The organism is Streptomyces sp. NPDC047042 (assembly GCF_040644035.1).
Lineage (GTDB): Bacteria > Actinomycetota > Actinomycetes > Streptomycetales > Streptomycetaceae > Streptomyces.
Window position 1 is genome coordinate 45,745 of sequence record NZ_JBEYVP010000046.1, and the last position, 25,957, is coordinate 71,701.

General features: G+C 66.2%; 25 protein-coding genes and 1 pseudogene. 16 read left to right on the forward strand and 10 right to left on the reverse strand.

Annotated elements, in window-relative coordinates; all coding sequences use genetic code 11:
* Positions 1-375: 375 nt before the first annotated feature.
* Entirely contained in the window at positions 376-1,614 is a 1,239-nt protein-coding gene (locus ABZ855_RS39660) for a helix-turn-helix transcriptional regulator (protein WP_360815857.1), read from the forward strand.
* A gap of 864 nt (positions 1,615-2,478) precedes the next feature.
* Positions 2,479-3,039: a helix-turn-helix transcriptional regulator gene (locus ABZ855_RS39665; protein ID WP_360815859.1), complete on the forward strand. Its 561-nt coding sequence runs from the start codon at positions 2,479-2,481 to the stop codon at positions 3,037-3,039.
* Positions 3,040-3,045: 6 nt separating this feature from the next.
* Here ABZ855_RS39665 and ABZ855_RS39670 read toward each other — a convergent pair whose 3' ends face one another.
* Positions 3,046-3,675 carry a hypothetical protein gene (locus tag ABZ855_RS39670; RefSeq protein ID WP_360815862.1) on the reverse strand — a complete coding sequence of 210 codons (630 nt, stop codon included), beginning with the start codon at positions 3,673-3,675 and terminating at the stop codon, positions 3,046-3,048.
* Between the two features lie 236 nt (positions 3,676-3,911).
* On the opposite strand from ABZ855_RS39670, the gene ABZ855_RS39675 reads away from it, so the two are divergent.
* Positions 3,912-4,766: a GNAT family N-acetyltransferase gene (locus ABZ855_RS39675; RefSeq protein WP_360815865.1), complete on the forward strand. Its 855-nt coding sequence runs from the start codon at positions 3,912-3,914 to the stop codon at positions 4,764-4,766.
* A 108-nt stretch (positions 4,767-4,874) separates the two neighbouring features.
* Here the strand turns inward: ABZ855_RS39675 and ABZ855_RS39680 are convergent, their stop codons facing one another.
* The 3 genes from ABZ855_RS39680 to ABZ855_RS39690 form a co-directional block, all read right to left on the reverse strand.
* A complete protein-coding gene (locus ABZ855_RS39680) occupies positions 4,875-5,750 on the reverse strand; it encodes an aminoglycoside phosphotransferase family protein (protein WP_360815867.1) in 876 nt (291 codons plus the stop codon).
* The gene (locus ABZ855_RS39685) at positions 5,747-7,177 is read right to left on the reverse strand and encodes a helix-turn-helix transcriptional regulator (RefSeq protein WP_360815869.1); all 1,431 of its coding nucleotides are present in this window, start codon (positions 7,175-7,177) and stop codon (positions 5,747-5,749) included. Before ABZ855_RS39685 ends, ABZ855_RS39680 begins: the two co-directional genes overlap by 4 nt.
* A gap of 147 nt (positions 7,178-7,324) precedes the next feature.
* Entirely contained in the window at positions 7,325-8,053 is a 729-nt protein-coding gene (locus ABZ855_RS39690; protein ID WP_360815871.1) for an HAD family hydrolase, read from the reverse strand.
* A 179-nt stretch (positions 8,054-8,232) separates the two neighbouring features.
* Here ABZ855_RS39690 and ABZ855_RS39695 point away from each other — a divergent pair, with 179 nt between their 5' ends.
* The 8 genes from ABZ855_RS39695 (at position 8,233) to ABZ855_RS39730 (ending at position 16,616) form a co-directional block, all read left to right on the forward strand.
* Positions 8,233-8,751 carry a proline dehydrogenase gene (locus ABZ855_RS39695; RefSeq protein ID WP_360815873.1) on the forward strand — a complete coding sequence of 173 codons (519 nt, stop codon included), beginning with the start codon at positions 8,233-8,235 and terminating at the stop codon, positions 8,749-8,751.
* Between the two features lie 521 nt (positions 8,752-9,272).
* A complete protein-coding gene (locus ABZ855_RS39700; protein ID WP_360815875.1) occupies positions 9,273-9,467 on the forward strand; it encodes a hypothetical protein in 195 nt (64 codons plus the stop codon).
* A 254-nt stretch (positions 9,468-9,721) separates the two neighbouring features.
* Positions 9,722-10,681, forward strand: coding sequence for a hypothetical protein (locus tag ABZ855_RS39705; protein WP_360815878.1), 960 nt, complete (start codon positions 9,722-9,724; stop codon positions 10,679-10,681).
* Positions 10,682-10,731: 50 nt separating this feature from the next.
* Positions 10,732-12,264: an amino acid permease gene (locus ABZ855_RS39710; RefSeq protein ID WP_360815881.1), complete on the forward strand. Its 1,533-nt coding sequence runs from the start codon at positions 10,732-10,734 to the stop codon at positions 12,262-12,264.
* Positions 12,264-13,688, forward strand: coding sequence for a glutamine synthetase family protein (locus tag ABZ855_RS39715; protein ID WP_360815884.1), 1,425 nt, complete (start codon positions 12,264-12,266; stop codon positions 13,686-13,688). The genes ABZ855_RS39710 and ABZ855_RS39715 overlap by 1 nt, the downstream gene beginning before the upstream one ends.
* Before the next feature lie 194 nt (positions 13,689-13,882).
* Positions 13,883-14,767: an aminoglycoside phosphotransferase family protein gene (locus ABZ855_RS39720; RefSeq protein WP_360815887.1), complete on the forward strand. Its 885-nt coding sequence runs from the start codon at positions 13,883-13,885 to the stop codon at positions 14,765-14,767.
* Positions 14,764-15,564 (forward strand): class I SAM-dependent methyltransferase, encoded by an 801-nt coding sequence (locus tag ABZ855_RS39725; protein WP_360815890.1) that lies wholly within the window; start codon positions 14,764-14,766, stop codon positions 15,562-15,564. The genes ABZ855_RS39720 and ABZ855_RS39725 overlap by 4 nt, the downstream gene beginning before the upstream one ends.
* A 5-nt stretch (positions 15,565-15,569) precedes the next feature.
* On the forward strand, positions 15,570-16,616 hold the full coding sequence (locus ABZ855_RS39730) for a phosphotransferase (protein WP_360815893.1): 1,047 nt from the start codon (positions 15,570-15,572) through the stop codon (positions 16,614-16,616).
* Positions 16,617-16,953: 337 nt separating this feature from the next.
* Here ABZ855_RS39730 and ABZ855_RS39735 read toward each other — a convergent pair whose 3' ends face one another.
* The 3 genes from ABZ855_RS39735 to ABZ855_RS39745 form a co-directional block, all read right to left on the reverse strand.
* Entirely contained in the window at positions 16,954-17,235 is a 282-nt protein-coding gene (locus ABZ855_RS39735) for an amidase family protein (protein ID WP_360815896.1), read from the reverse strand.
* A gap of 210 nt (positions 17,236-17,445) precedes the next feature.
* Positions 17,446-17,724, reverse strand: coding sequence for a hypothetical protein (locus tag ABZ855_RS39740; protein ID WP_360815899.1), 279 nt, complete (start codon positions 17,722-17,724; stop codon positions 17,446-17,448).
* Positions 17,679-18,119 carry an amidase family protein gene (locus tag ABZ855_RS39745; RefSeq protein WP_360815902.1) on the reverse strand — a complete coding sequence of 147 codons (441 nt, stop codon included), beginning with the start codon at positions 18,117-18,119 and terminating at the stop codon, positions 17,679-17,681. Before ABZ855_RS39745 ends, ABZ855_RS39740 begins: the two co-directional genes overlap by 46 nt.
* Between ABZ855_RS39745 and ABZ855_RS39750 the strand changes: the two are divergent.
* The 3 genes and pseudogenes from ABZ855_RS39750 to ABZ855_RS39760 form a co-directional block, all read left to right on the forward strand.
* Positions 18,081-18,263: pseudogene (locus ABZ855_RS39750) on the forward strand (IS1380 family transposase); the annotation flags it as partial. The gene ABZ855_RS39745 and the pseudogene ABZ855_RS39750 sit on opposite strands and share 39 nt — an antisense overlap.
* Positions 18,264-19,369: 1,106 nt before the next feature.
* Complete coding sequence (locus tag ABZ855_RS39755) at positions 19,370-20,605, forward strand: MAB_1171c family putative transporter (RefSeq protein ID WP_360815905.1); 1,236 nt, start codon at positions 19,370-19,372, stop codon at positions 20,603-20,605.
* Between the two features lie 290 nt (positions 20,606-20,895).
* Positions 20,896-21,522, forward strand: coding sequence for an HAD-IA family hydrolase (locus ABZ855_RS39760; RefSeq protein WP_360815908.1), 627 nt, complete (start codon positions 20,896-20,898; stop codon positions 21,520-21,522).
* 100 nt (positions 21,523-21,622) lie between these two features.
* Here ABZ855_RS39760 and ABZ855_RS39765 read toward each other — a convergent pair whose 3' ends face one another.
* The 3 genes from ABZ855_RS39765 to ABZ855_RS39775 all read right to left on the reverse strand — a co-directional run bounded on the left by ABZ855_RS39765 (position 21,623) and on the right by ABZ855_RS39775 (position 23,227).
* Positions 21,623-21,805 (reverse strand): hypothetical protein, encoded by a 183-nt coding sequence (locus ABZ855_RS39765; RefSeq protein WP_360815911.1) that lies wholly within the window; start codon positions 21,803-21,805, stop codon positions 21,623-21,625.
* A 41-nt stretch (positions 21,806-21,846) separates the two neighbouring features.
* On the reverse strand, positions 21,847-22,221 hold the full coding sequence (locus ABZ855_RS39770; RefSeq protein ID WP_360815914.1) for a hypothetical protein: 375 nt from the start codon (positions 22,219-22,221) through the stop codon (positions 21,847-21,849).
* Positions 22,222-22,351: 130 nt separating this feature from the next.
* Positions 22,352-23,227, reverse strand: a complete 876-nt coding sequence (locus ABZ855_RS39775) for a helix-turn-helix transcriptional regulator (protein ID WP_360815917.1) — start codon at positions 23,225-23,227, stop codon at positions 22,352-22,354.
* A gap of 1,038 nt (positions 23,228-24,265) precedes the next feature.
* Here ABZ855_RS39775 and ABZ855_RS39780 point away from each other — a divergent pair.
* Both ABZ855_RS39780 and ABZ855_RS39785 read left to right on the forward strand, forming a co-directional pair.
* A complete protein-coding gene (locus tag ABZ855_RS39780; RefSeq protein WP_360815919.1) occupies positions 24,266-25,153 on the forward strand; it encodes a helix-turn-helix domain-containing protein in 888 nt (295 codons plus the stop codon).
* A 2-nt stretch (positions 25,154-25,155) separates the two neighbouring features.
* The gene (locus ABZ855_RS39785; RefSeq protein ID WP_360815922.1) at positions 25,156-25,872 is read left to right on the forward strand and encodes a hypothetical protein; all 717 of its coding nucleotides are present in this window, start codon (positions 25,156-25,158) and stop codon (positions 25,870-25,872) included.
* Positions 25,873-25,957: the final 85 nt, after the last annotated feature.

Genomic DNA, 25,957 nt, shown 5'->3' on the forward strand with positions numbered 1-25,957 from the left:
GGCCCTCCTTGACCGCCGGTTCGGGCGGGCACAGGCAAGGCCCATCCGGTCCCAGGCATGCTGGAGTTGGGATGCCGGCGGGTGAAGGACGCGGACAAACTGTCCGCAGGCAAATCACAGCTGGCTCTTGACGCGGCAGCGGACGACACTCTTGAACGCTGACCGATTCTTACATTATGTCGGATTGGTCCACCTGGCGATGCCCGTCGTGGAGTCGCTGGCGAGGCGCCGCTAAAGGTGTCGGGCAGACCAGGCGACTCACGGCAGACGGCCAGCCACTGTCGGCCCTGTTAACTCTTAGTGGCCAACTCCACAGGACTGTGCATTATCCGTACGCTGAACCGAGTGCCGCATCGCGAAGGGACCGATCCGCCCATGAGTGACAACCTGATGCTGGGAGACAGGCTCCGCATAGCCCGCCGAACGCGGAAGCTGTCCGCTGCCCAGCTGGCACAAAAGGTCGCAATCTCTCCTAGCTACGTTCAGAAGCTCGAGTCCGGCAAGCGGAAAGCATCACCTTCGCTGCTCTTGGCGCTCGCCAAGGCATTGCACTTCGGGCCGGAGGTGCTGACCGGCCAGCCCTACTACGGGGAGCCGGAGGCTGAAGACGGCGTCCACGCGGTGGTCCCCGAGCTGCGCCGCATCTTGCTCTGCTTTGACACTCCCGACGAGTTGGAGATCGCCCCGCGCCCCCTGCCTGTGCTCGCCTCCGAAGTCGATCAGATCTCGGCCCTTCGGAGGGATGCCCGCTACGCCCCCATGGGCCCCTTGCTCCCCGCGATCATCACAGAGCTGACCCACGTGGCGCTCGGGGGGCGCAATGAGGAACAGAGCAAGGCCTTCTGGCACCTGGCTCGGGCCTACAGGGCCGTGAATTCGCTCGCCCACAAAATGGGCCACCACGACTTGTCGAACACCGCGCTGGACCGCGTAGCTTGGGCCGCAAGGAAGTCCGGCGATCCACTGATGCAGGTCACATCCGGGTACCTCGTGGCCGGCGCCATGCTGCGCCAGGGAGCCTACACATCGGCACGTCGCAAGCTCCTGGGTTTGCGGGAAGAACTGGAGCGGCTCCAGCCAGAACGATCCTTCACCGATGACGCGCTCGCAGTGGACGGAGCGCTGCTGCTGAAGCTCGCGGTGCTGGAGGCTCGAGAGAACAACCCGGACCGTGCGAACGGGTACCTCCGAGAGGCCGAGGATGTAGCTCGCCTGGCTGGGAACCGTGACTCCCTGGCCTACGAGACTTCGTTCGGCCCGACGAACATCCGGATCCATGACGTGCACGCAATGATCGACATGGGTGACACGGAGCAAGCCCTTGCACGGATCTCCGAATGGGCGCCCGCCCCTGGAGGGGAGTGGGCGCCGCCCGCGACCACGGTGGGCGAGCGGTCGAGTCACCATTTCATTGACGTGGCTTCGGCGAAGCTCGCGATGGGCGACCGGGCCGGGGCTTTTGGCGACCTACGCAGGGCGCGCAAGATCGCGCCGAACCACACGCGGTTCCACCCCTCGGTTCGAGAGACGACCGCTGCGTTGTTGCGGATGGACGCTCACCCTTCCAATGAGCTGTCCGCCTTTGGCAGTTGGGCAGGTCTAGCCGCAATCTGACAGGCTGTCAAGCGTCTGCACAGAGACTTCCCCGCACAATCTGTCCGCGCAGGCCGCTTGCTGAGTGGAATGGTCTCCTCACACGTTGTTGTGAGGAGGCCATTTCCATGTCCGACGCCAATCCAGCAGCTCGCGCGCTACCGCCTCGCTGGATGCCCACCGGCGAAGAGACCGAGCTGTGCTCAGCAGGCGTGTGGTGGGATGCCGTCCGCGCCATGGAAGCCGTAGGCCGACGGGCCATCGAGATCCTCAACCAGGGTGAAACGCCGGTCGGCCCCGTGATCCTGGACCACGAGGGGCCAGAGCCTCGGCTGTACTTCCTGGTCCCCGCGGGCACTGCGGCCCACTGGAAGGAGCCGGGAACCGTCGCTCTTGGGCAGACGTGTCACGTCGTTGTACCGCCCGCCGACAACACGCATCCTCCAGGACTGCACTGGCACGTCTTCCCCAGCGGGCCACGATCGCTGACTCCAGCCGATGCGCTTCTCCACGCGCTGAGCAAGGCGCGTAGGGAGCGGCGAGGACCGGCAGAGGAAGCCTCCGCCTGATGCCCCGTGCCTCGAGCCCGTCCCGCCTTTCGCCAGAGCCTGTGCATCCTGCCTTCACTGGGAGCAGCCTCTTGTCAAGCATGCGGGCTGCGGGATATCCGGCCCTCTGGGGTCCTGCCGACCGGATCGATCGGCAGCACACGGACGGCTGCGCTAATCGACGCATGGGCCGTGAAAACGCGAGTGCAGGCCCTTCCGGCAGGCCGCGGCATCCGCTGTCTGACGCGCCCTCATGGACCCTATGTCGTGACCACCTGATTGGAGTGCGCCTACGGCGAGATCCGGTTAGACGTGCCCTCTCGGATTGGTGCCTGCGATGCAATCTGACGCTGGAGGTGGCCACTTGACCGCCCTCTCTATTAACACGCCAGCCAGTGGGACACACAGGACCGGAGGAACTGCGACAAGCACCTCCGGGCCTTGGAGCCACACACCTGTACCTGATCGCAGTACAGAAGCAGAGTCAGGGCGACGCGACCGACGGTGTCAACTCTGCCACTGTGTTCTTAGCCGATATAATGAGGAGCCATATTGCAGTGGCTGCTCCCGCAGTGCGCGTAGTAGGCCCCAGCCGGCGCCCTGCGTGCCAACCGAGGTATGGGCACGCGCCGACGTTCAGCGAGCCCTGTTCACCCGCGACTTCGGCAGGCTATGTCATCTCGTGCGAATAGCAAGCGATTTACGCCAGAGCGACATGGCTGACCTCACCGGGCTCAGTCAGGCCTTCTTATCCATGCTGGAGTCAGGAGCACGAAGACTGACAAACATCGACAAGATTGTCGAGCTACTTGACGGGCTCAATATTCCGGTGGAACTCACCGGCCCCATGCTCAGAATGCCGAATTGGATGCACGATCCCGACAGCTGGCGTGGTTAGGAAAAATCACGAAGCCCAGCCCTGGCTCAAGGCGAGTCGGCCAGCCCGGTGTACTCGGCGCTGCTCAGTGATCCACTGCTCGACCTGATCCACGGAATCCGGGACTGGCCGGTGCGTGGTGTCGAGCAACTGAGTGCACCATCGGGGGTCGTCGGCATTCCATCCGGTCCAGCGGTGCCAGGCCATCTCGGGCCAGCCATCATCGACGATGACGTGAGGCCGGTGACGGGGGTCGAGAGCGTGCTTGCGGTGCCACTCTGCCCAGCCAAGGAAGGCGTCTACGGCCTGGGTGTCCCACCGCCCGGGGTCACGATTGGCGAGACGAGTGCGCCGGATCTCGTCTGCGACGTCGACCAGGCACACAGCGATGCCGTCCAACAATGGGGCGGAGGGCGCGGCCAGTACCTCACCCAACGGGGACTGTCCGGTGAAGAGCAGATCGATGCCCCGCTCCTGGTACTCCAGCGCGCGATGCAACCACATCTCGGTCATGCGTTGGCGCCAGCGCCTGTCGGCATCCTCCGGCACGCTCATTTCATCGAAGTCGTGCACGGCGATCTTCCGGAGCCTGTCGGCCGCGGCATAGGCGAGTGTCGTCTTCCCCGAGCAGCTGGACCCGGTGAGTTTGAACAGCACCACGCCAGGGTGCCAGTACCAGTGCATCTTCCTCGACCGGTTTCTTCGGGGCCTTGCGGGTGCGATGTTCGGACCGGTCGGGACGACGCGTTCCGGGGCATGCACCTGCACGGCCGGGCCTGGCCTCGGACCCACAGTCGGAGTAGGCGGAAGGAGGCGGCGCCTGACAGCGTCCTGGTGCCTCGCCCCGTCGGAAAACCACGGGCGCAGTCCGTGAACGCGCGGGATCATTAGGCATGCGCCCGGACGACTGGTACCTCACCGATGACGTCGACAGCTTCCTAGCCCGCGCAGCAGACTTCCTGCACTCGCGCCCCGCCCTGCACACCATCCCCCTGACGGTGACCGAGGCGCTGCGTACGCGCGGACCGCACTCATACGGTGCCGAAGACCCCGTCTTCGGCGTCCTGGAGAGGGTAGGCGAAGTCCGCGCGACCTACTTCCGTACCCCGCCCCGCCGCCTGAACCTCACCCCCCTCACCCCCGACGAGTCTGACGCCCTCGCCGCCCACCTGGCCGGCCTCGGCCGCCCCCTCCCCGGCGTCAGCGCGGACCGCGACACTGCCGCCGCCTTCGCTGATGCCTGGCAACGGCTCACCGGCGCGACGCCGACGCTCCACGAGCGTCAGCGGCTATACCGCCTCGGCACGCTCACCGCGCCGGAGCCGCGTCCGGAGGGCCGGGGCCGGGTCGCGGGCGAGCAGGACCGCGATCAACTCATGCTGTGGTACCGCGAATTCGCCGCATCCCTCGGAGCAGCCCCCTCCGCGGACGCCGGCTCCTGGGCCGACACGCGCATCGCCAACGGACGCGTCACGTTCTGGGAGACCCCGGATGGCACCCCTGTCTCCATGGCGGGCGTGACCCCGATGGTTGCCGGCCAAATCCGGATTGCCCCCGTCTACACCCCGGCCCACCTGCGCGGCTGCGGCTACGCGGGCGCGGCCACGGTCGAGGTCAGCCGGGCGGCGCTGGCGGCGGGCGCGGCGGAGGTGCTGCTGTTCACGGACCTGGCCAATCCCACCAGCAACGGCCTGTACCAGCGCATTGGTTATCGCCCGGTGACGGACTTCGCGGTGTACGACTTCTAGGTAGATCCAGCGGATCGCGGACGAGCCAAACGTAATCGCCGCCGTGGTGACGGTATCTTGGAAAGTGTAGGCTCTCTTGTCGTAGCGGCAGCATCGTCCCGGTTGCCTTCAGGCCGCACCCCATTGGGCTTGCTTTTCCCCGTTTTTCAGAGTTTCGATGCGATACGAAAGCTGCTTGGCGGCATTCATGTCACCGTAATCCGCTCGTCGGATGAAGGAGCCGAGGGTATGTAGTTCTCGGATTCCGACCAGGACGGAGAGCCCTGGCCACTGCCTGATGTCGTATCCGTAGCGGAGACTGAAGTCATCCAGTTCCGCAGAAGTACGTCCGAATCGCACTCCTTGGAAGGTGTTGGCCAAGTCGATCTCTCGCGGACCGAAAGCGGCTTCGTCCCAGTCTCCAAGCCTGATGCCCTGGGCGTCCCAGAGTGTGTTGCCTGGGTAGGCGTCTCCGTGGATATGCCCATGCTCCAAGGGAAAATCCAGCTCTCCGTAGGAATTCAGGAGTTCCTGCCTGCGCTCCTGGAGCCACGCACGCTGGTTCGGTGCCAGGTAGCTGCTAGATTCCACAGCAGCCTTGAGCGAGGCAAGCGGTTGGTACCGCGGCAGTGTCATCGGCGGAGACGGAAGGGAGTGCAGATTTCTGAGCAAATCACCCAGTCGTCCGGACGGTGGGGCCCCGTGTCCGGACTGTGGGTAGTGCCGCCAGAAAGTGACAACGTATGGCTCGCACGCCAGCGGCTGGGGAACATCCGCGGGCTCAGTCGCCGGAAAGTTGTTAGCGACGAGCCAGCGCGTGACGGAGACGGCCGTTGCGAGTCGGCGCTGCTGCGAGATGGGGCTGACACGCACCACAACGCCTTCTGCGGCAAGAAGGAACACAGAAGTGGCATGGTGGTGAAGCGAGGCGAGGGAGCGGTCTGCCAGGCCTGATGCCCGGCAGGCCATGCGTGCAGCGGACTCGGGAGAGACCGTCATTTTCATGGGGTGAGGGCCTTCGCTCTGGTGTCCATCGCCTGGTATCCGCGGGTGACATCTGCCAGCTCGCGAGCAACCCGGCTCCCGGCGAACCGCCGGTCTTCGAGAAGCCTGGTTACTCCTTGCACGGCGTCCCCGAGCTGTCGGATACGACGGTCCACTGGTAGTTCGAGGATAGGTTGGAGCTGCTCGCCGGCCCCCTCGATTTCCCCAGCTGCGATGCGTGCTGTGGCGATGTCGAGGCGCGCCAGCGCCTCGTCGCCGTACGATCGCTGCTCCTGTGGGCCCATCTCGTACAGATCGATCGCTGCGGCGGCGTGCTGTTCGGCCCGCTGGTATTCACCAAGAAGAGCGTACGTCCCACCGATGTAGTACTCCTGCTTGGCTTCAGGGAAAGTGAGCAGCCCTCCAAATCGGGTGAGCCCGTCGGGGTCCGTGCGCTGCTCGCGGGCACGCTCGAGTTCCTTGAGCGCGGCCTCGGCCGTGCTCCGGTTTCCGATGCGTGCCGCGGCCCTGGCCTGGATTGCTGCGGTCCTGATCCGAGTCTCGCCGCCAGGGGCAAGCTGGATCGCTTGTTGTGCATACTCAAGAGCTGTATGCCGGTGAGTTGACCACTCTGCGATCAGTGCAGCTGTGCCCTTGACCCATGCCCGAAGGTCGTCGTGGTCGGCCTGTCCGGCGAAGGTCCAGGCTGTTTGGAGTTGGGCGAGCGCCGAGTCTTGGTCGCCCAGGTTCTGTGACGCGTGTGCGAGGAGGAGGCAACTCGTGCCGGCGAGGAGAAACAGCTCCCGGGTTTGGCCGGGGGGCTGGTGACCGCGCAACAGCGCGAAGAGTCGGTCTCTCGTCGTGAGGAGATCTCGGAAGATCGGGTGCAGAGGAGTGTGAACGTAGTCCGTCGCAATCCTGACGATCTTAGTCTCTAGCCCCTCAAGTTCGACGTCGCTTACGTTGCTCCTCGTGATCTCTTCCGTGAACTGGAGCGACTGAGCCGCAGCTTGTGCCGCGAGTTCGAGCAGATCCGCTGCCTGCTGCCTGGCTGCAGCCTGGAGGTCGACGGAGGATGGTCCTGGGAGGGGAAAGGGCGTCGGACCCAGATGGTGCTCACGGAACGGTGGGGGGAGCAACATATCGGGTGTTTCGATGCCCCTGAGGAACTTGGCGACCTTGTCGAGGTTCGTTAAGCGGCGGGTTCCTGCTTCGAGCATGGACAGGAAGCCTTGACTCAGTCCGGTCATGTAAGCCATGTCGCCCTGGCGGAGGTTCGCCCGCTCGCGGATGAGGCGGCTTGCATGGCCAAAGTCCCATGTAGCGATGGCAGTTTGGACTTCCACATCGCGCCAGACCTGGTCCGGGACGCGGCGTTGGAGGTGGATGTCGAGGCGCCTGTCGCGTGTGCACGCGGCACACCAGTCTTCAGCGTTGTACTGGCTCAATCGGCATCCGCAGCCAGCGCATACGCGAGCGTGCCTGGGCATCGCACCCCCGTTCCTCGTCTGCGTCAGACAGCGTAGGTGTGGGTACGCCGTGCCGGTATCACTTATGTAATACGCGCAGTTGAGGCGCTCTCTGGGCAGTCGCCATCAGCAGCGACCCTGGGTTGTTGTGGTGATCGCGTTCAGGAGTCGTGGCACGTCTTCCAGGCTGTCGAGAACGACGTCGGCTCCGGCCGCGGCAAGTTCGCCGGCGGTCGTCTTGCCGGTTGCGACTCCAATCACAGGAGCGCCGCCTTCAAGTCCAGTACGGACGTCTTCCAGGGAGTCTCCGACGATGACGGTGCTGGAGCGGGTGAAGGCTGTCCCGTACTTGGCCTGGGCGCGCTTCTGCGCGACGGCGACGAGGGCGGGGCGGTGTTCGTCGTCCGAGGAGTACCCGCCGATCTCTGTATCGAGGAATCCGTGGAGGTCGAAGGCTTCGAGCTTCAGCAGCGCGTTGGGCCGGAGGTTCCCCGTGACGACGGTGGGCAGGAGGTGCAGTTGCGAGTGGACCGCCTTCAGGGTCGCGAGGACACCCGGCATAAGGATGCCCTGCTCGCGCAGGTCCTTCGAGTGTGCGGCGAGGTGGTGTGGTAGGAGTTCCACCATGCGTGCCACCAGGTGGGGAACATCAGATTCCGGGACGCCATTGTCCAGAAGCAGTGACCGGATGGCGAGGGGCATGGTGACGCCGGTTCCCGGTACCGGCAGGTGCTCCGCGGGGCGTCCAACGATCTCGGCGAAGGTTTCGCGGTAGACCTGTCGGTCGATGTCGCCGACGTACAGCAGCGTGCGGTCGATGTCCCACAGCACGAGGATCTGCCGCGCCTCGGTCAAGTTCGGCTCCTTGTTGCCACCTTTTTTCTGCATCGCTCCAGTACGTCTTGAGCGTACGTGTTGTGGGCAACCAGGTTGAGGCGTCCTCGCCCCCGGCGAGTCATACGCCCGCCCCACCCACCACAGGAAGGGAAAGCCCCGACGTACTGGATGAGCAACGAGACCAGCAGACTGGGCCCATGGACGCAGGACTCGCCGCTCTGCTTGGTGCCGCCGTCGGCTCCCTTGCCACCCTCGGTGCCGCGATCGTGAACGGCCGGGCACAGGCACGATCACAACACGACCAGTGGCGCCGTCAGCACCGCCGTGACGCATACGCCAACTACCTCAGCGCCCTCCATGACCGCGACATCGCCATGGACGCCATCCTCGACGCACTGCGTTCAGACGACCCCGATCTACCCGACGTCGACGAAAAGATACGCCACTTCACCACCCTGGCCCGCGAGGTCCACCGCGCAGTCGAAGTTGTCATCCTCGAAGGGCCGGCTCCCCTCGTGGAAGTCGCCTCACGAGTCACCCACGCCTCCAACGATCTCTCACTCGTCATGCGGCGGATGGCCGAGAACGCCCATGCGGGAGACGCCACCCGTAGTGCCGAAGACATTGCCCTGGCCGCCGAAAGAGAACGGATCCTCTACCAAGCAGTCAAGGACTTCCGCCTCGCAGCCCGCAGCACCCTCGCCAACACGAACTGATACCCAGGCTCCGACCGGGCCCATCCGGCCGCCAACGTCTGGGTCGGACCAAACGTGTTCCGGCACTAGCTGATCCAGGCCGCGGGAGCGAGCGCAGGCGAAGCATAGGATGGCCGTGTTGTAGCTGCTCAGTTGGCCGCCTACCGGTCGAGCGTCGCAGCGGCTGCTGGATAGGTCATACCTCCCCGTGAGTGAGCCTACGCCACCTCACTTACTCCTGGCAGGGCGGGAATCACACAAGTGATATCACCCCCGGAATGTGTGCACGGGGCGCTTTGCCGCCAGTGTTGGAGCTCCCACAGCACGGCGCCGTGATGAACCGACCGAGAGCGTCATCAATCGGTCCCTCCTGTCGCTCGTCGCGCCACGGAAACACGAACCTGCCGATGATTCCCTCTGTCCGGAGTCCACGTTGTCACCCCCCAGACGAACAAGGTTGGCCTGCAGCCCGCTCCTGTCCCCCAGCGGTCCATCACAGTCGCCTCACCCGGCAGGAGCACACAGCCACTGGGTGGTGTTCGGTGGCCATTAGCATCTCCGCCGTCGTGCTCCTGGGCATTCTCGTTTTCGTCTTCGTCAAGAAGAGCGGGCTGAATGCCATGCACGCAATCGTATGCAGTCTCTTCGGATTCTTCCTGGCGAGTACGTCAATGGCCCCGAGCATCAGTCGGTTTGTTACCGGCGTTGCGGACATGATTGGCCAGATTCGCTTTTAGGGCGACCTGCTCACCTTGGCGAACCGCTTCGCGCCGCATGGAGCGATTCACGACTTCCACTCTGCGGCCCAAACCCAAATCCCCCTGAGGCTCTCGATGACACTCACCGCCCACCGGGAAGACACGCCGTGTCGAACTGTTCGTGTTCCTCAGGCAAGCAGCTCGCTTCCCCCTTCGGAACATCTTTCGCGCCGGTTCGAGGATGCGTAATGCGACTTGTGTACCACCCAGCCGGCCACGACGAAGAGTTGCGCGTGGCTCTCGTCGAGTTGGCGGCGGGGCGATGGAGAACGGCCGCGAAGCTGCTTTGGGACACCGGCACGCACTGGGCGCTGCGGACGTCGCGCACTCAGGTGTTGGCCGTGGCGGCAGCTCGGTCGGATGTGGTCGGTGTGTGGCTCGACGAGGAGCCCGGCAGTTACGACGCACAGGTGATGGGGGTTCGCGTAGCCGTCGAGCGGGCCCTGCGTGCGCACCGTCAACAACATTCTGGCACCTTGGAGTTGGAGTTCAGGGCCCGGCGGGAGGCGTTGCTCGCGGCTCGTCGCGTGCCGCAGGATCCGGTGCCGTGGGTGTGCCTCGTGGCGTTGGCACAGATTGACACCCGGCAGCTGCGTCATGAGCACCGTGCGGTGCCCTCCGAGCCGATGCTGCCGAGCGGTCCGTGGGGGTTGCTGTACGAGGTCAACCAGCGTGATCCGTACAACCGCGAGGCTTATCACCGCGTGCTGCAGTTCATGCTCGCCCTGGACGGACCGCAAGGCGCGTCTCTGGCCAGCATCTTCGACTTCGGGCGATGGGTGGCGTCACAGCGGCCCGTTGGGTCGCCGTTGTTGTTGCTGCCGGCGTACGCCCAGGTCGAGCAGCGGCGACGGTCGCACGCTGATCCTTTGTGGCGGCGGCAGTGGGCGCAAGAGTCGACGCTCGACTACACGCTCAATGCCTTTTACGACTGGTTCCGCAAGGCACCCGCTCGGGAGCGGTCGGTGGCCGATCTGAATCTTCTCGCCTACGCGCTGTGGGCGGGCCACCAATATATGGAAGCCGCCGAGGTCTTCGAGGCAATGGGCCCATACGCGGCTCGCGAGCCATGGGCCTCGGTGCATGACGGGGCCCCGGGGCCAGACCCCGGTTCCGCTCTGCTCCTGAGAGCGCGTGCAGAGTCCCTGTCCTTCGCCCGCACACATCGCCCCCGTACCCGACCCCATCCATAACCGGTTGGCATGATCCTGCCCACTTGCATCTCGAACCTTGGAGGATCCCCATGTCTCACTTGAGTCCTGGCCATCGCGCAACAGCCCGGAAGCCCGACGACGCGTACTTGCGGGAGCTCGGCTACGAGCCAGTGCTGACCCGGCGCATGGGGCCGTTCGGAAACTTCGCGATCAGCTTCTCCGTCATCAGCGTCCTGTCCGGCTGCATGACCCTGTACGGGTTCGGCCTGAACACCGGCGGCCCGTCCGTGATGCTGTGGGGCTGGGTCGTCGTAGGTGCCATGGTGATGTTCATCGGTGCCGGACTGGCCGAAGTGACTTCCGCCTATCCGACCTCCGGGGCCTTGTATTACCAGGCGGAGCAGCTCGGCGGCCGGAAGTGGGGCTGGTACACGGGCTGGCTCAACTTGCTGGGCCTGCTCGGTGCGATCGCCGGCATCGACTACGGGGCCGCGCTGTTCACGGGCGCCTTCCTCAACCTGCAGTGGGGCTTCGCGCCGACCCCCGGCAAGATCATGGTGATCTTCCTGTGCATCCTCGCCCTGCACCTCACGCTGAACCTGTTCGGAGTCCGGCTGGTCAGCATCCTCAACAGCATTAGCGTCTGGTGGCACCTGGCCGGCGTCACAGTGATCGTCGGCGCGCTGGCGATTGTGCCCTCCCACCACCAGTCGACGGATTTCGTGTTCGGCGAGTTCGTCAACAACACCGGCTGGTCCAGCCCCTTGTACGTGGCGGTGCTCGGCCTGCTGCTGGCCCAGTACACCTTCTGCGGCTACGACGCCTCCGCGCACCTGTCAGAGGAGACCACGGACGCCCAGGTGTCCGCCTCCCGGGGGATCATCCACTCGATCGGCTGGTCATGGCTGGCCGGGTTCGTGCTGCTGGCCGGACTCACCTTCGCGATCCAGGACTACGCGGGCACCGTGGGCACGGCAACCGGGGTGCCGCCGGCACAGATCTTCCTCGACGCCCTGGGCATGGCGGGGGCGAAGGCGCTGCTCCTGGTCGTGATCGTCGCCCAGCTGTTCTGCGGCAACGCGGAGACCGCGGCCGCCAGCCGGATGGTGTTCGCTTTCTCTCGGGACGGAGCGCTCCCAGGATCTCAACTGTGGCGGCAGGTGGATCGTCGTACCGGCACCCCGCGCAAGGCGGTGCTGCTGTCCGTGGTGTGCGCCGCGGTGCTGGCGCTGCCGAGTCTGTACAGCCCGGTCGCGTACGCGGCGATCACCAGCATCAACGTCATCGGCATCACCCCGGCGTACGCGATCCCGATCTTCCTGCGGGTCAAGAACCGGCGTCGGTTCAAGCCCGGCCCGTGGAACCTGGGCAGCTGGGGCGTGATGGTGGGCACGATCGCCGTCATCTGGGTGGCGTTCGTGACTGTCCTGTTCTGTCTGCCCCAAACCCGCCCCGACGGCGGCGCCCTCACCACGGTCGACACGTTCAACTACGCGCCGGTGGCCCTGCTCGTCGTGCTCGCGCTGGCGTGGGGGTGGTGGCACAAGCAGGGCAGCACGTACGAGGTGCCGGCCCAGAACTTCGACCGCTCGGCAGGCGAGTACGAAGACGAGGTCGTGTGATGACCACAACGAGCAACGGCACAGCCCCGCGCCTGGCCGTAGCGGCGGCTTCCGCATCGGGTGCGCGCTCGGAGAAGGCCCTGTCCCTGACCGACCTGCGCAACCTCGTGAAGGGCGGCGCGATCGACACCGTGCTGCTGGCCGTTCCCGATCTGCAGGGGAGGCTGAAGGGAAAACGGTACGACGCCGACCACTTCCTCAAGCGCGTCGCGCATCACGGTGCCGAACTGTGCGCCTACGTCTTGGCCACCGACGCTGAGATGAGCCCGGCGGACGGTTTCGCGCTGACCTCGTGGGACAGCGGCTACCAGGACCTGTCCGTACAGCCAGCCCTGGGCACTCTGCGCGTGCTGCCGTGGCTGCCGCGCACCGCCATCGTCCTCGGCGACGCCGTGCACCACGACGGATCCCCCATCGAGGTCGCACCCCGCCAGATCCTCCATCAGCAGCTGACCCGGCTTTCACGGCACGGCCTCCAGGCCAAAGCGGGAATCGAGACCGAGTTCACCCTCTACCAGGGCACGTACGCGGAAGCGGAACAGGCCGGGTACCAGCGCCTGCGGCCTGTGACGATGGAGAATCTTGACTACGCCCTCGACCACGGCCCCGCCTGCGACCGGTTCTTCCGCCGTCTGCAGCGGGCACTGGCCGGGGCCGGCATGCCCGTGGAGGCGATCAAGACCGAGGCCGGCCCCGGCCAGGTTGAGGTGACCTTCCCGTACGGACCCGCGCTCACCGCCTGCGACCGGCACCTGCTGTTCAAGCACGCGGCGCGCACGCTGGGGACGCGCGCCGGACTGGCGCCCACGTTCATGGCAGCCCCAGAGACCGGGTGGGCCAACGGCCTGCACCTGCACGTCTCGCTGTGGTCGAAAGCCCTCAGCCAACTCCACGCCCCTGACAACGGATACGAGCTGTCCCAGATCGGACGGAACGCAATCGCGGGGCTGCTCGCAGGGTTGCCGGAACTGGGCCCGTTCTATGCCCCGAACGTCAATTCCTACAAGCGATTCACGCCCGGCTCGTTCGCACCGACCATGCTCCACTGGGGCCACGACAACCGCACATGCGCTGTCCGCGTCGTCGGTCACGGAGAGGGCCTCCATCTGGAAATCCGTGTGCCGGGAGCGGATGCCAACCCCTATTTGGCACTGTCCGCGGTACTGGCGGCGATCGACCACGGCATCGAGCAACAGCTCGCCCTCGGCCCTGAAGCGGCTGGCAACGCCTACAGCGGGGGCGGCACCCCTGTGCCGCCCACCCTCGCTGACGCCCTGGCCGCCTTCCAGGAAAGTGCCCTGGCCCACGCCGCGTTCGGCACGGGAGTGGTCGAGCACTACGCCCAACTCGCCCGCCTGGAACTCGACCACCAGCAGCGCCTGGTCACCGATGCCGAGCGGCAGAGGTGGCTGGCCCGGGCCTGACGGTCAAGCCACTTGAGGGTCTCTGGCAGGGTCCTCCGTGCCGCGGCCCCTGCATGACCAGCTCAGACCGAGTTGTCAGTCCCCCGTGGCACACTCCCCATCCTCGCGCGAATACCAAGAGCACCCAATCAATCACCCTTTGCTATCGGGCTGGGTGGTTTGACCAATGGAAGGGCGCACTAAACGTGACCGATATGCCCAGTGCACTCCACCAGTTGGTGGAATCGGTGACCGACACCTACACCGTGGTTGCCGAGCACCCCCGGCCCGGCGACATCAGGCCATCGCTGTGGGAGATCAACGGACTCTGCGGCGAGCGATGGTTCGCCAAGCAGCACGCCGGCCCGAAGCTGCACCGGCGTGAGGTCGACGCGTACCGGAAGTGGACGGTCTCGCTGGGCGCCGACCGTGCACCCGAGCTCATCGCTTCGGACGCGGAGACGCTTACCGTCCTGGTCACCGCCGTGCCCGGCCGCGGCCTGGACACGCTACGGCTGCCGGCCGAGCAGGAGCGCAAGGCGTATGAGCAGGCTGGGGAACTCCTGGCCCGGCATCACACCGCGGCGGCTGACGAGCCGAGTTCGAACGTGACAGAGGAGGCGTGGGGCACGACGGCCGCGAAGCTGCTGGATGATGCTGCCTCCCACGTGCCGGAGCACGAGATCACGATGGTGCGTGCACTCGTGAAGGAAACTCCGCCGCGTCTGCCGCAGGTGGCGGCGCACGGCGACTACATGCCCAAGAACTGGATGTGGGACGAGGCTGAGCAACGGCTTCGGATCATCGACTTTGAGCGAGCGGAACTTCAGCCCGCTGCCCGCCGGGACTTCAGCCGCCTTCGCTACCGGATCCTTCTGCAGCACCCAGATCTCCTTGCCGCCGTTCACCACGGATACGGCCGCCAGCTCACCGAGGAAGAGGCGGCGGCATGCCGGGCGTACGCGGCCTTGGACGCGCTCGACTCGCTGTCCTGGGGGATCACTCATCGCGACATCGGGCTCGTCGATGAGGCCCACACCATGCTGGAGAACCTGCGCCAGGAGACAGGCGCGCGCATGTGGGGCGGGTGGGGTTCGTGAACGCCTTTGCCGGAACTGCCGCCTATTACCGGCGCTTCCGCCCCGGCATTCCAGCCAGTCTGGCCGCTCTCCTCGCACACGAGGCGCCCGCGAGTTCTCCACGGCGCCTGCTGGACATCGGCACTGGCCCAGGGCTCGTTGCCAGCACGCTCGCCCCGTACTTCGACGAGGTGATCGCGGTCGACTCCGGCCCAGCGATGTGCGCCGAAGCTGAGGCCGTGCTCCGTCCCGCGCTCTCCGGCGGTCAGCGGTTGCAGATACGGCACGCGCTGGCAGAGGACTTCGAACCGCCGACGGGATGGCAGCCTCACCTCGTGACCTGTGGCCGTGTTTTCCACTGGCTCGACCAGCCCCGCTTCCTCGACCGCCTGGCCGAGTACGTCGACCCCAGCGCTGTGCTTGCAGTGTTCAGCGATCGCAGCCTTTGGACCGCCGAGAGCGCCTGGCAACAAGCCGCCCGAGCCGTCGTCCAGCAGTTTCTCGGAGAGCAGCGGCGTGCAGGGGACGGCGTCTTCGGCCCGCCCGGGCCGCCGTACGAGGAAGTGCTGCGCGCTTCCGCCTTCTGCGAGGTCACCACCGCGACCATCCCTGTTCGCCGCGAATGGAGCATCGCTGAAGTCATCGGCTACCTGTACTCGACTTCGTTCGCGGCCTCGCACCTGTTCGGCGACCGCCAGGATGCCTTCGAGACGGCACTCACCGAGGCCCTGGCCCCCTTCGCGGAGGGCGGGTTCCTCGTGGAGGACAACAGGTTCACCGTCCTCACCGCGCGCTGCCCCTCTTCCACGGACCGGTGAAAGGGATGACCGAGGCGGACTGGAACGCGGCGGTGACAGCTGACGTGCTGGAGGAGCGGTACGGGCTCGTCGCGAACGTGGTCGAGCCGGTGCACATGGGCACCGACACGATCAACCGGCGGGTCCTGACCGACGACGGAATACGGCTGTTCGTCAAGGAGTACCGGTCAGGCGCCGACCTGGAGGCGGCCCGTACCGCATGGGACATGTCGGAGTACTGCCGGGCCGCGCGACTTCCCATCCCGCGCGTCTGGGACGACGCAGATGGCAACCTCGTCACGATCGCGCAAGGCAGCGCCTGGGCCGTGGTTGATGAGGCGCCCGGCCGCGTGACCACCTCGGCGATGACGGTGCCCCTCGCCGAGCACATCGGCACGGTGATGGGGCGCATGCACCGGGTACTGGCCGCCTATCCGCTGCCGAGGCGCGTGCAGCAGTCTCGCTGGCGGACGGGCACGGCCGAGGACGCGGTCGCCAAGTGCGACACCGTGTTGGCCACGGCCCTGCGGCAGGGCCATGAGAGTCTCGAGCACCTACGGACGGACCTCGCTCAGCGGCGGGAGAACCTCAAGGATCACGTCCAGCAGCTACGGACGCACCTGCCCAGCACGTTCGTGGAGCAGGCACTGCACGCGGACCTCAGCCGCACCAACATGATCGTCCTCGCCGATGCCGTCACCGGTGTCATCGACTTCCGGGGCGCAACCGGCATGCCGGCCTGGGAGCTGGGCCGGGCCGCGTTCGATCCGCGCACTGTGGCCACCAGCCCGGAGTGGAAAGCCTGCGCGCTGGCGATGGTAAGCAGCTACCACGAAGAGAACCCCAGCCTCCCCCAGGGGGAAGTACGGGCCTGCGCCCGGGTCGCATTGCTGTACATGCTGTTCAGCTTCTACGGCGCGACCACCGCCGAATACGGTCTTCACCCCGAAGCGGAAGCCGACCTGAAGCGGCACTGGAATGAGCGGCAGACCGCCATCCGCCGCATGCTGAACAGCCTTTCCGACCTCGATGACGGGTTCGCCAGCCTCTCCACGGGCGGAGGCCGCTCGTGACGAACCCGCCGTCACGCCTCGGCCGACCGGACTGCGGCATGACCCACCACGATTCCGAACTCGTCCAGCGCACCCACTGCACGCTGGTCGGCTTGCACCAGGTGGCCCGTTCCTGTCCCTCCCACTACCAGCCCGCCTGAAGGAGATATCCCGTTGACCTACACCGAACAGGAGGAATGACGAGGCTTACGCCGAAGGGCAGGGCTTCCGGCAGATCGGGAGCGTGAGCGAGCTGCACTGGCCGAGCATGTGCCCGCCCCTGCCGAGGACGGCCGCGCCTTGGGCACGTGCGTTCCGAACATGGACCGAGCCGCGCCCGTCCCTCTGACCAACGGCGTCAGAGACCGATGCCCTCGGCCGCTCCTCCGAGAAGCGACGCCAAGAATTCAGCCACTGCAAGCAAGGATCGGTCCGAGTACATCGGTCCCACGAGTTGCACGCCGATCGGGAGCCCCTCCGCGTTCCACGCAACGGGTACGGCGACGCTGGGCAGACCGACGTGGCTGGTGAGGTTGGCCCAGCCGGTCTGGTCGATGAAGCTCCGCTCGACGCCGTCGACCGTGAGAGAGCGGGTGTCGGCCGGGATCGCCGCAGGGGGCAGCCGGCGTGATGAGGACATCGTGCTCGGCGTCAGCGAAGAACCGGTTCCACGTCTCCCGAAGCCGGGGGCGTTCCTCGTTGGCGCGGAGCCATGTGCGGTGTGTCTGGGCTCGGTGACGGAGGAAGGGTGGCCCATGGGCTCGCGTCATCCTCGTGGAGGTCACGTGCTGCTGCGAGTTCGGCCGCGCCCGCATCGTCGTCGGTGGCGGCCGTCGCTGTGGCAGAGGAGCTACCGGAAGAGGCGGAGACAGTCGGCGAAGCCGACCGGCCCCACGGTGCGGCGGACGTCAGCGCTGGCGGAGGCAAGCGCCTGCTCGACAGTGGGGAGAGCATTCGCCGTTTTGCGGTCCACGGGACAGGAGGCATCCTCCGCCCACACCGCCACGCGGAGCTGGCCGACTACACGACGCGCCGTGGGCAGATTGACGCGCCAGGGGCTGTCCTCTGCGGGTGACGGCGTCGTCAGCGCGTCGAGGAGCAGGTCAAGGTCTCGGAGGTGGCGTGCCAAGGGGCCGGGAGTGACCATGTCACTGCTGGTGATCCATCCCGGCAGGCAGGGGATGTGGCCGCGGCCGGGATGAGTCCGTGCGTGGGACACAGGCCGTTCGCCACAGTAGTGAGCCGGGGAAGCCGAAGCGAGCCCGCGAGGTCGCTGCCGAGGTCGGCGGGGGTCAGGTGGGCGGCAACTGCGGCGGCCGGGCCGCCGACGGAACCACCGGCGGTGCGCTCGGGGTCGTGCGGGTTGAGCGTGGGCCCGAACAGCTGTTGTCCGTGTGCAGGTCCTGGCAGTACGCCGGGGTGTTGGTCTTGCCCATGATCACGGCGCCTTGAAAGCGAAGCACCGCCAGCAGGCCCGCGCCACCTGCTCCTTCCGGCAAAGCCCACCGCTGGGAACCCCGCCACCTGTGGCTTCGCCTGTTCTCCGCAGCCGGCCAACTCGTCACCACCGGACGCCGCCGCATCCTCCGCCTCGCGGCGGACTAGCCCTGGACCAATGTGATCACAGACGCCCTCGACCGGCTCCATGCTCTCCCGAACCCTGGCTAATCAGCACCTTCGCGCCGCTGCGACCCGCACCACCCCACCGGAGCCGTGGAACGGGCGCTCACCCGGCGTGACAGCCGGGGCCCAGCCCAGCCACGGTCAGCCCTCAGAGCCGAAACGGCCCGCCAGGAAAACCGACGGACTGTCAGTAGAGATCGAGGTTAAGGCATCGACGCTTAATTTCGATCTTGGAATCCAGATTGTGAGATTTTTACGCCCCGGGTGACCTTCACAACACCCCCGCCTATATGGATCACGCTTTCCCCCTTGTACCATCAGCGCACAGGCCGCGCCGACCGACCGCCGCATGCCTCAAGCACAAGCTCCCGGCTACTAGCGCCCCGCGCATGAGTATCGGGATGGGACTGGCAGAGAACACCTCAGCGGCATGTCAATGGAGCGACCATGCGTTGGCGTAGAGACCGTTCACAGCGCGCACTCGTAAAAGAATGCGAGAGACTACTCGCCGATCTCCCCATCCCTGCTCCTTTCAGTATCGAGGCGCTGGTGCGGAATATGGAGGGCGTGTCTGGTCGCCAGATTCGACTAGTGCCGCTGGACGATCCCGACGGGGGCCTGGGCACAGCATGCGGTCTTCGAGTCAAAGCGCCGGAGTTCACAATCATTCTTTATCGCCGCCGTTCAAGTCGCAATCACACCGAGCACATCATTCTCCATGAGCTCGCGCACGAATGGCTGGACCACGGGACCTCCCTGACGGCTGCCGAGATCGAGCGATACATCCCTGAACGCATCCGCCAGGAAGTGGTTCGACGTTTCCCGTCGACTCTGGTCCAAGGGCGCGTAGATTTTGACAGTCCCGAGGAAAAGCAGGCGGAGATTTCAGCCTCATTGATAAAACGGTTGGCGCGTCGCCAGTCGGCCACAGGAGATGACATGGTTAGTCTCCTGGAATCTTCACTTGTTCACCCAGTTGCTCCACCGCGACGCCGACGCTAACCACGATGGTGTGGCGACCACCGAGGTGAGCTTCCCGACCTCGTAACTTTCGCCGCACCGAATAGTCTTCCTACTGGCAATTAATGCTGCAGTCAGTCGCTCTTACGGGTCGGCAAAACGTGCAGCCAGCGCAGATAGTCATTGGTTGCATGTTCGACTACTTTACATACCTGACTGCGGCAGTGATGACCGTCATCGCCGTATGGCGATTCCCTGCAGTTCGGTACGGTGACTCTCACCGCAGGGCGCTCTGGGGCGGCTATGCGGGATTCGCTGTAGCCCTGTGGCTCTACACGCCAGCAGCAATGGATGCGCTAGATCGTATTCCCGTGGTGGACCTGAGTGCCCTACTCAGACACTTCGCTAGCACTGCATCGATCATCGCGGCCCTGACCTACGTCGCCACCAGCTACGGGAAAAGTTCGGAGACAGTCGTACCCCGGCACGTAGCGGTCTCCCGCTGGGTCGCCCGCGCATCCTACAAGGCTGGGGCGATAGGCGTCACTCTGCTCGCAGTCCTATTTTTCACTGTGGTGGACCGCCCCACGCCGAGTCGAAATTTCCTCATCGACCACGCTGGAGAATGGGGAGTCGCGGTCTACATGACCGTCTTCTACTTCTTCCCACTTATCACGACCGCGATTTGCGGCTACCAGTGGACGAGGGCGGCGCGACAGGCCGAGAGCACAAGCATGCGTGTGGGACTGGGCTTGATGGGGATTTCGATGTGGATGGGGCTGGCACATACATTGGCCCGTATCACCATCCTATGGGCTGCGGTAGCCTTCCCACTAAGCCCATCCACAGTACAGCTCCTGGTAGACGCCACATCAATATGGATGGATCTGCTGTTCCTAATAGTTGCCGTCGGTGCGAGCATTCCCACCACTAGCGCGGCGGCGGCCCAGTGGAAGACTTGGCGCACCCTCTACAGGACTTATCCACTCTGGTTTGACCTGGTGGAGGCTTTTCCTGGGACGAGCCTGTATCCGCCCGGACGGCGCGTCGTGGAACTCATGCACATACGCGTCCCCATAGATGTCCGCCTGGACCGATGGACCCAGGATATTTCTGACGCCTGCGAAAAGCTGCGCTACTACGCTCCACGAGACTTGATGTTCGCCGCCGAGGACATCACTGCATCGCTCCCCGACCCCGAGGCGGCAGCGGAAGCGTACTGGATTAAGGCCGGACTCCAGGCCGCTGACACCATGCCAGCCAATCCGTACCCCGCTGCTACCTTGAGAGCGAAACCGTTCGTTGACACCGATAGTGAAGCGGCGTGGCTAGCACGGGTCAGCACGGCCTACTCGCACATCACCACGGATCAAGCTCAGGAGCTTCTCCTGCACTCCACAGAGGCGGAATCCGAACCAGGCAGGTAGCCTGCAATGAGCTTCACATGCTGATTTCTCAGTTCAGACCTCATTGCCTTTCGCGCATAACCATGCGGCATAGCGATCTTGAGGGCGTGTCGGCAAGTGAGATTTAGCACCATCCGCCGCATGAACTGAGCTGGTACCGTCGGCCGCGCGGACTGATAGGTCTTGCTCCGCCACGTAAGTGGACCGGCCTGCGACGCACAGATACTGCGTACTGCCGTCGCCACATGTAGCCGGGCCGTTACGCCGTCCGGTCTGGATGGGCGTCGAAATCTCAGCAATGGAGTTCCCGCATGTCCAACCGCTCCGGTCTTATTCTCGATTTCGGGGGCGTTCTCACCACCCCCCTGCTGCCCGTGGTGCTAGCCTTCGAGCAGCGTGAGGGACTCCCGCAGGGTGCTTGCATCTCCGCGCTGTACAAGGACGAAGAGGGCGTCCGGCTCACCAGCGATCTTGAGCGTGGCGTGGTCAGTCAGACCGAGTGGAACACCATCGCGGGCAAGAAGCTCGGTGTCTCCCCCGACAACTTGATGGGCCGGATCTTCGGCGGTTTGCGTCCTGAGCCGCTGATGATCAATGCGGCTGCTGCGGCGAGGCGAGCCGGGATCAAGGTGGGCATCCTGTCCAACTCCGTAGGGCTCGCGCCTTGGGACCTGTACGACGGCTACGAGCTTGAGCGGCTGTACGACGTCGTGGTGATCTCCGAGCAGCACCTGCTGCGCAAGCCCGACCCCGAGCTCTTCAAGATCACGCTCAAGCTCATGGCTCTGCCCGCCGAGGAGTGCATCTTCGTCGACGACACCGAGGGTTATGTTCGGGCAGCGGAGCAGCTCGGCCTCGCGGGGGTGCACAACCAGGACCCCCGGCAGACGGTGGCCTCTCTCTCCGAGCTGCTCGGCGTGGACCTTACAGCGTCTTAGAGGTTGCGCGGAACCAGCAGACCCCTGGTCGGCGAACGCAAACGCGCCGCCCTCGTAGGCGCTCTGCGGTGCGTCGACCGGGTGTTCCTCTACGACGAAGTCACCGCCGACCGATCGGATCCGCTTCCTGCGTCCTCAGGTCTGCGCCATGGCGCGCGCGAGCATCTCCGCATACCCCCGCGGTGCCGCCGAGGTCGATCACCTTCGCGCGCATCTGCCGCAGCAGCTCGGCCTGCTCCTCGCGTCGCTCGTCGTGCCAGATCACGTCCACCAGGTCCGACACGAGCTTGACCAGGTCAGTCTTGGTGCACTCGTGCCAGCCGGTCAGATCCCGCAGCTTGCTGAGTGCCGCTTGGCCGCGCGGGAGGTGAAGTCGTAGAAGGCCAGCTCGGACGCGGCGACACTGACCTGCCTGGTGACGTGCTCGACCGCGTCGGACGGCTGCTCCAGGCACATCGGGAAAGCCGGCTGTCCCGCGCGACCGTGGGCTTCAGCACCGGCGATCCCCGGTAGGCCGGCGGTGTCCCCCTCGTCGACGGGCACGGCGTTCCTGCCGCCGTCTTCAGTCCTGACTCCGGGCGCGTACGCGGGGAGGCGTTCCTGCTGCTGGCCGAACTCCTGCTGATCTTCCCCAGCAGGGCCGACCAGCGCCGGTTCGAGAATGGCAGTCGTCTTCGGCGCCCTCCGCGTTCGCCTCACCTTGGGCGGGGAAGTGGCCGGGTGAGGATGGTGAAGACCAGCGCATCCAGGCGGCGGGTGCAGTCCTTTAAGCCGGCAGAGCGGAAACGCCTCAGACATCCAAGCCCGCGAGGAGTGCTCGCCGACCGCGTCACTCCCCGTCCTGCACCTCTGGCAGCTTGTGCTTCAGCTCTCCGACGAGCTCGTTGATGTGGGCCATCATCTCGGCGGACAGACCCCTGCTGCTGCCGCGGGCAGCCAGGCCGAGGATCTGCCCTCGGTGAATCGAGCCGAGGAAGCGGAGCGCCTCCAGGAATTCGCGGGCCGCAGGGTCGACCTCGGCATCGTCCTGGAAGAGGGCCGCGTCGACCTGGAGGGCCTGGGCTAGGCCAGCACGCACCACATCAGAAGCCTCGGTTGTGGCCCCCGCGCGAAGGGCGGCGATGCCGTCGGCGGTGACGGCCGCCATGCCCGCATGCTCATTGACGATGCGCGCAATTTCCGCATCAGAGGGCGCTTCCTGACCAACGTACCCGTGCTGCAGGAGATAGTTGATCTTCTCCCCGACCGTGCGAGGTGCGGACGCCTGCTCGTCTCGCGAGCCCCTGGGGTGAAGCCCGAACGAGCAGTCCTGGGCGGCCAGCAATTCTTCTTCGGTCACCCCGTACGCCTGCGCGAGCGGCTGCACGTAAGCATCACTGAGCCGGCGTCGGCCGGATTCGGCGTTACTCACCGGCACGCGGCTCGCGTCGATGATCGCAGCGGCCTGCGCCATGCTGAGGCCCGCGTCGCAGCGCAGGAGCTGCAGGTCCGGCGGACCGTCGTGAGGGAAAAGGACATCAAGCGGCTGACCGAGCGCCGCTGCGATTGCGGGGAGCTTCTCACCCTTGGGGAAGTCCTGGCCGCTCTCCCATCGCGCGACCGTGGGGGCACTGACGCCCACCATCGCGGCCAATTCCTTCTGATGGAGGTCCTTGCCCCGCCGGACAGCACGTACGCGGCTGCCGTCGAACTGACGTGGGGGCACATGAACTCCTGCAGGGTGGCGATCGGGCCGGTGGGAGCGTCCTCTGGAGCAACTGTAGCCCAGGCTTGATACATTTACGCAACTGGCGTACGTTTCCGTATCGCACTCGCTGGCCGGCTCCAGCTCTCTACGGTGCGAGCCTCAGGAAGGACCCTCCATGCATGTTGCGTCGCCGTCGCCGCCTGCGCAATGCGCCGCCGGATTCGGTATCTATCCGTTGCCGGCGACGGGACCGTGGATTCGGCCCCGCCCTCATCGACGACCGCACGCTGTCGGGGCCGTGTGGGAACAGCCCCACGTCGCAACCCCGCCCGCAGGGGTGCTGGCTGATGGCTCGCAGCCGTCCAGTCCAGTGCCGAATACCTGGCAGAGCGGGACGAATGAGGCCGATTACTCGAAGGTCCTATATGGCGATAGATAGGGGTGCGGGGGCGATGCACGTACGCGCGCTGTACGGCGCGCGACACGCAAGCGCACCCGCGATCACCCGACGGCCGACGTGTCCGGGAGCACAAGAAGATGCCACCCGGCCGAGAGCGGCAACTCTCAGGCGGACACGGCACGAGTCGGCACTTCCGGGCCAGCGTAAAAGCGGGGCTCCCCGTCGCTCTCTGCAACCAGTACAGAGTTTAAGGACCAACTCTGGATCTTGACACGGGTCCGTGCGTATGTTCGTCGTCCCGGGCAGACTGCCCGGCACCACGGACGCAAGGAGTGCAGCAGCCATCGACCTGTAGGTCCGCATACAGCGACGGCGTCCGAGAGCGGGAACTCCCGGACGCCGAACGCTAAATGGCATGTCCGCCCCGGCAAGGGCGGAGGTTGCCCACCATCACCACGCTGAGTCCTTCCTAGGGGCGCGTCAGCGTGGCAACACTGCAACGAGGAGTATCGCATGCCTCCTGCCCTGCGCAAAAGGCCCTTCTGCCTGGCCTGCGCGGCAGCCACCTCCGCCTCGGCGCCTCGGCGCCCCGAGTCGGAGCACACCATCCCTGCCTCGGCGGGCCGCCGGCCCCGCCTGCTCATCGGGAGCGGCCGATGAGCAGCGAAGCCCGCGAGTGGGTGTGGGAGCACAGCTCCAGCAGGGGAACCGCGCGTCTGGTCCTGCTGTCGATCGCCGACCGGGTGGCCGACGAGCAGTGCGTCTCCTGGGCCTCGCTGTCGAGCCTGGCCAAACGGACGCGCGCCTCCGTCTCCACGGTGCGCGAGGCCATCGACCGTCTGGTCCGCGCCGGTGAGCTGGAGCAGCTCGACGACTTCACCGGCCCGCAGCGCAGCACCGTCTACCGCCTCCCCCTCGCCGCCCAGACCGTGGCGGAGACCACAGAGGACGAGGAAGCAGACCAGGCGCCGGCGGAGGTGCCCGAGGACACCCCCGCGCTGCGGATCTCGGCCCTGCGGCGGTACGGAATCCGCCCGCGTGAGGTGCCGGAATCCCCCGCGAGGGTCCGGAAACCGGCAGTACCTGAATCCGGCAGGTCGAGGCGGAAACCGGCACCTCGACGTACCGGAAACCGGCACAGCGATGTACCGGAAACCGGCACACAGAACCGTAGTGAACCGGATTTGAACCGCAGGTACAGCAGTGGTGGTGCTGCCGTCCTCTCGGCTGCCGAGTGGCAGGTCGACCCCGCCACCCACGCCTGGGCCCGCCAGCAGGGACACCTCGACCGCCTCGGCGAGCAGGGCCTGCAGGCAGCCGACGCGAAGTGGCGTGCCCACCGGTCCGCCTTCAAGCCGAGGCCGGCGGATGCCTGGGCGGCCGACTGGCGCTCCTGGATCGCCCGAGAGCACGCCCCAGGTCGCCCGAACCTCTACGCAGTGCCCGGCAAGGGCCCCTCCGTGCCGGGCGGCATGACGCGGGCCGAGGCCCACACCGCCGCCCTTCTCGCCGCCCTCGACGAGCCGACCGGAACGGAGGGCTGACCGTGGACCGCCGCGAAATCGCCGCCCTGCTGGCCTACATCGGCCGACTCGACCCCCGCACCATCCGCACCGACCAGGGCGAGGCCCGCGACCAGCTCGCGCAGTGGCACGAGCTGCTCGGAGATGTGCCGATGGCCACCCCGCACGGGTGGGACGTCCGCGTCGCCGCCCGCCAGCACATCCGCACCTCGCCGTACCAGATCCTGCCTGCGGACGTGGCCCGGCCCTGGGAGAGCTACCGGCGCGACCGCCTGGCGCGGCACTCCGATCCCACGCCGTCCGTCGACCCGGACGACCAGGCCGCGTGGACCGCCGAGCTGGTTGGCACCCGCCGCGCGGTCGCCGCCGGCACCGCGCAGCCCTCGCAGGCCCGGGCGATCACCAGCGGTCACGACGGAATAGACCCGAGGCTGGAGGCGCGGCTGCGGGAGATCGGCTCCTGCATACCGCCCGCCGCCCGAGCCGCCCTCGCGCCCTACCGGCCCGCGCGAGCAGCACGCGAAGCAGCCGTTGCACAGGGGCTGCCCGACGCCCTGAGCGTGCGCTGCGAGTGGTGCAAAGCCCAGCCCGGCGAGCCGTGTCGCCGCCGCCGGATCGGCCCCGACGACGGGGTACGTACCACTGCCCCGCGCGCCACCCCACACCCCGGCCGCCTCGACCTCGCCGCCGCCCAGCAGGCCCAGCAGACGGAGCAGGCTCAACGGCCCGCGATGGCCTGACCGGCGCATCCGGGGCGTGCATACCGTCCGATGCACCACCTCCCAACATCACCGTCCCGCCCCGGCTGCGGCGCACGCCCGCGCA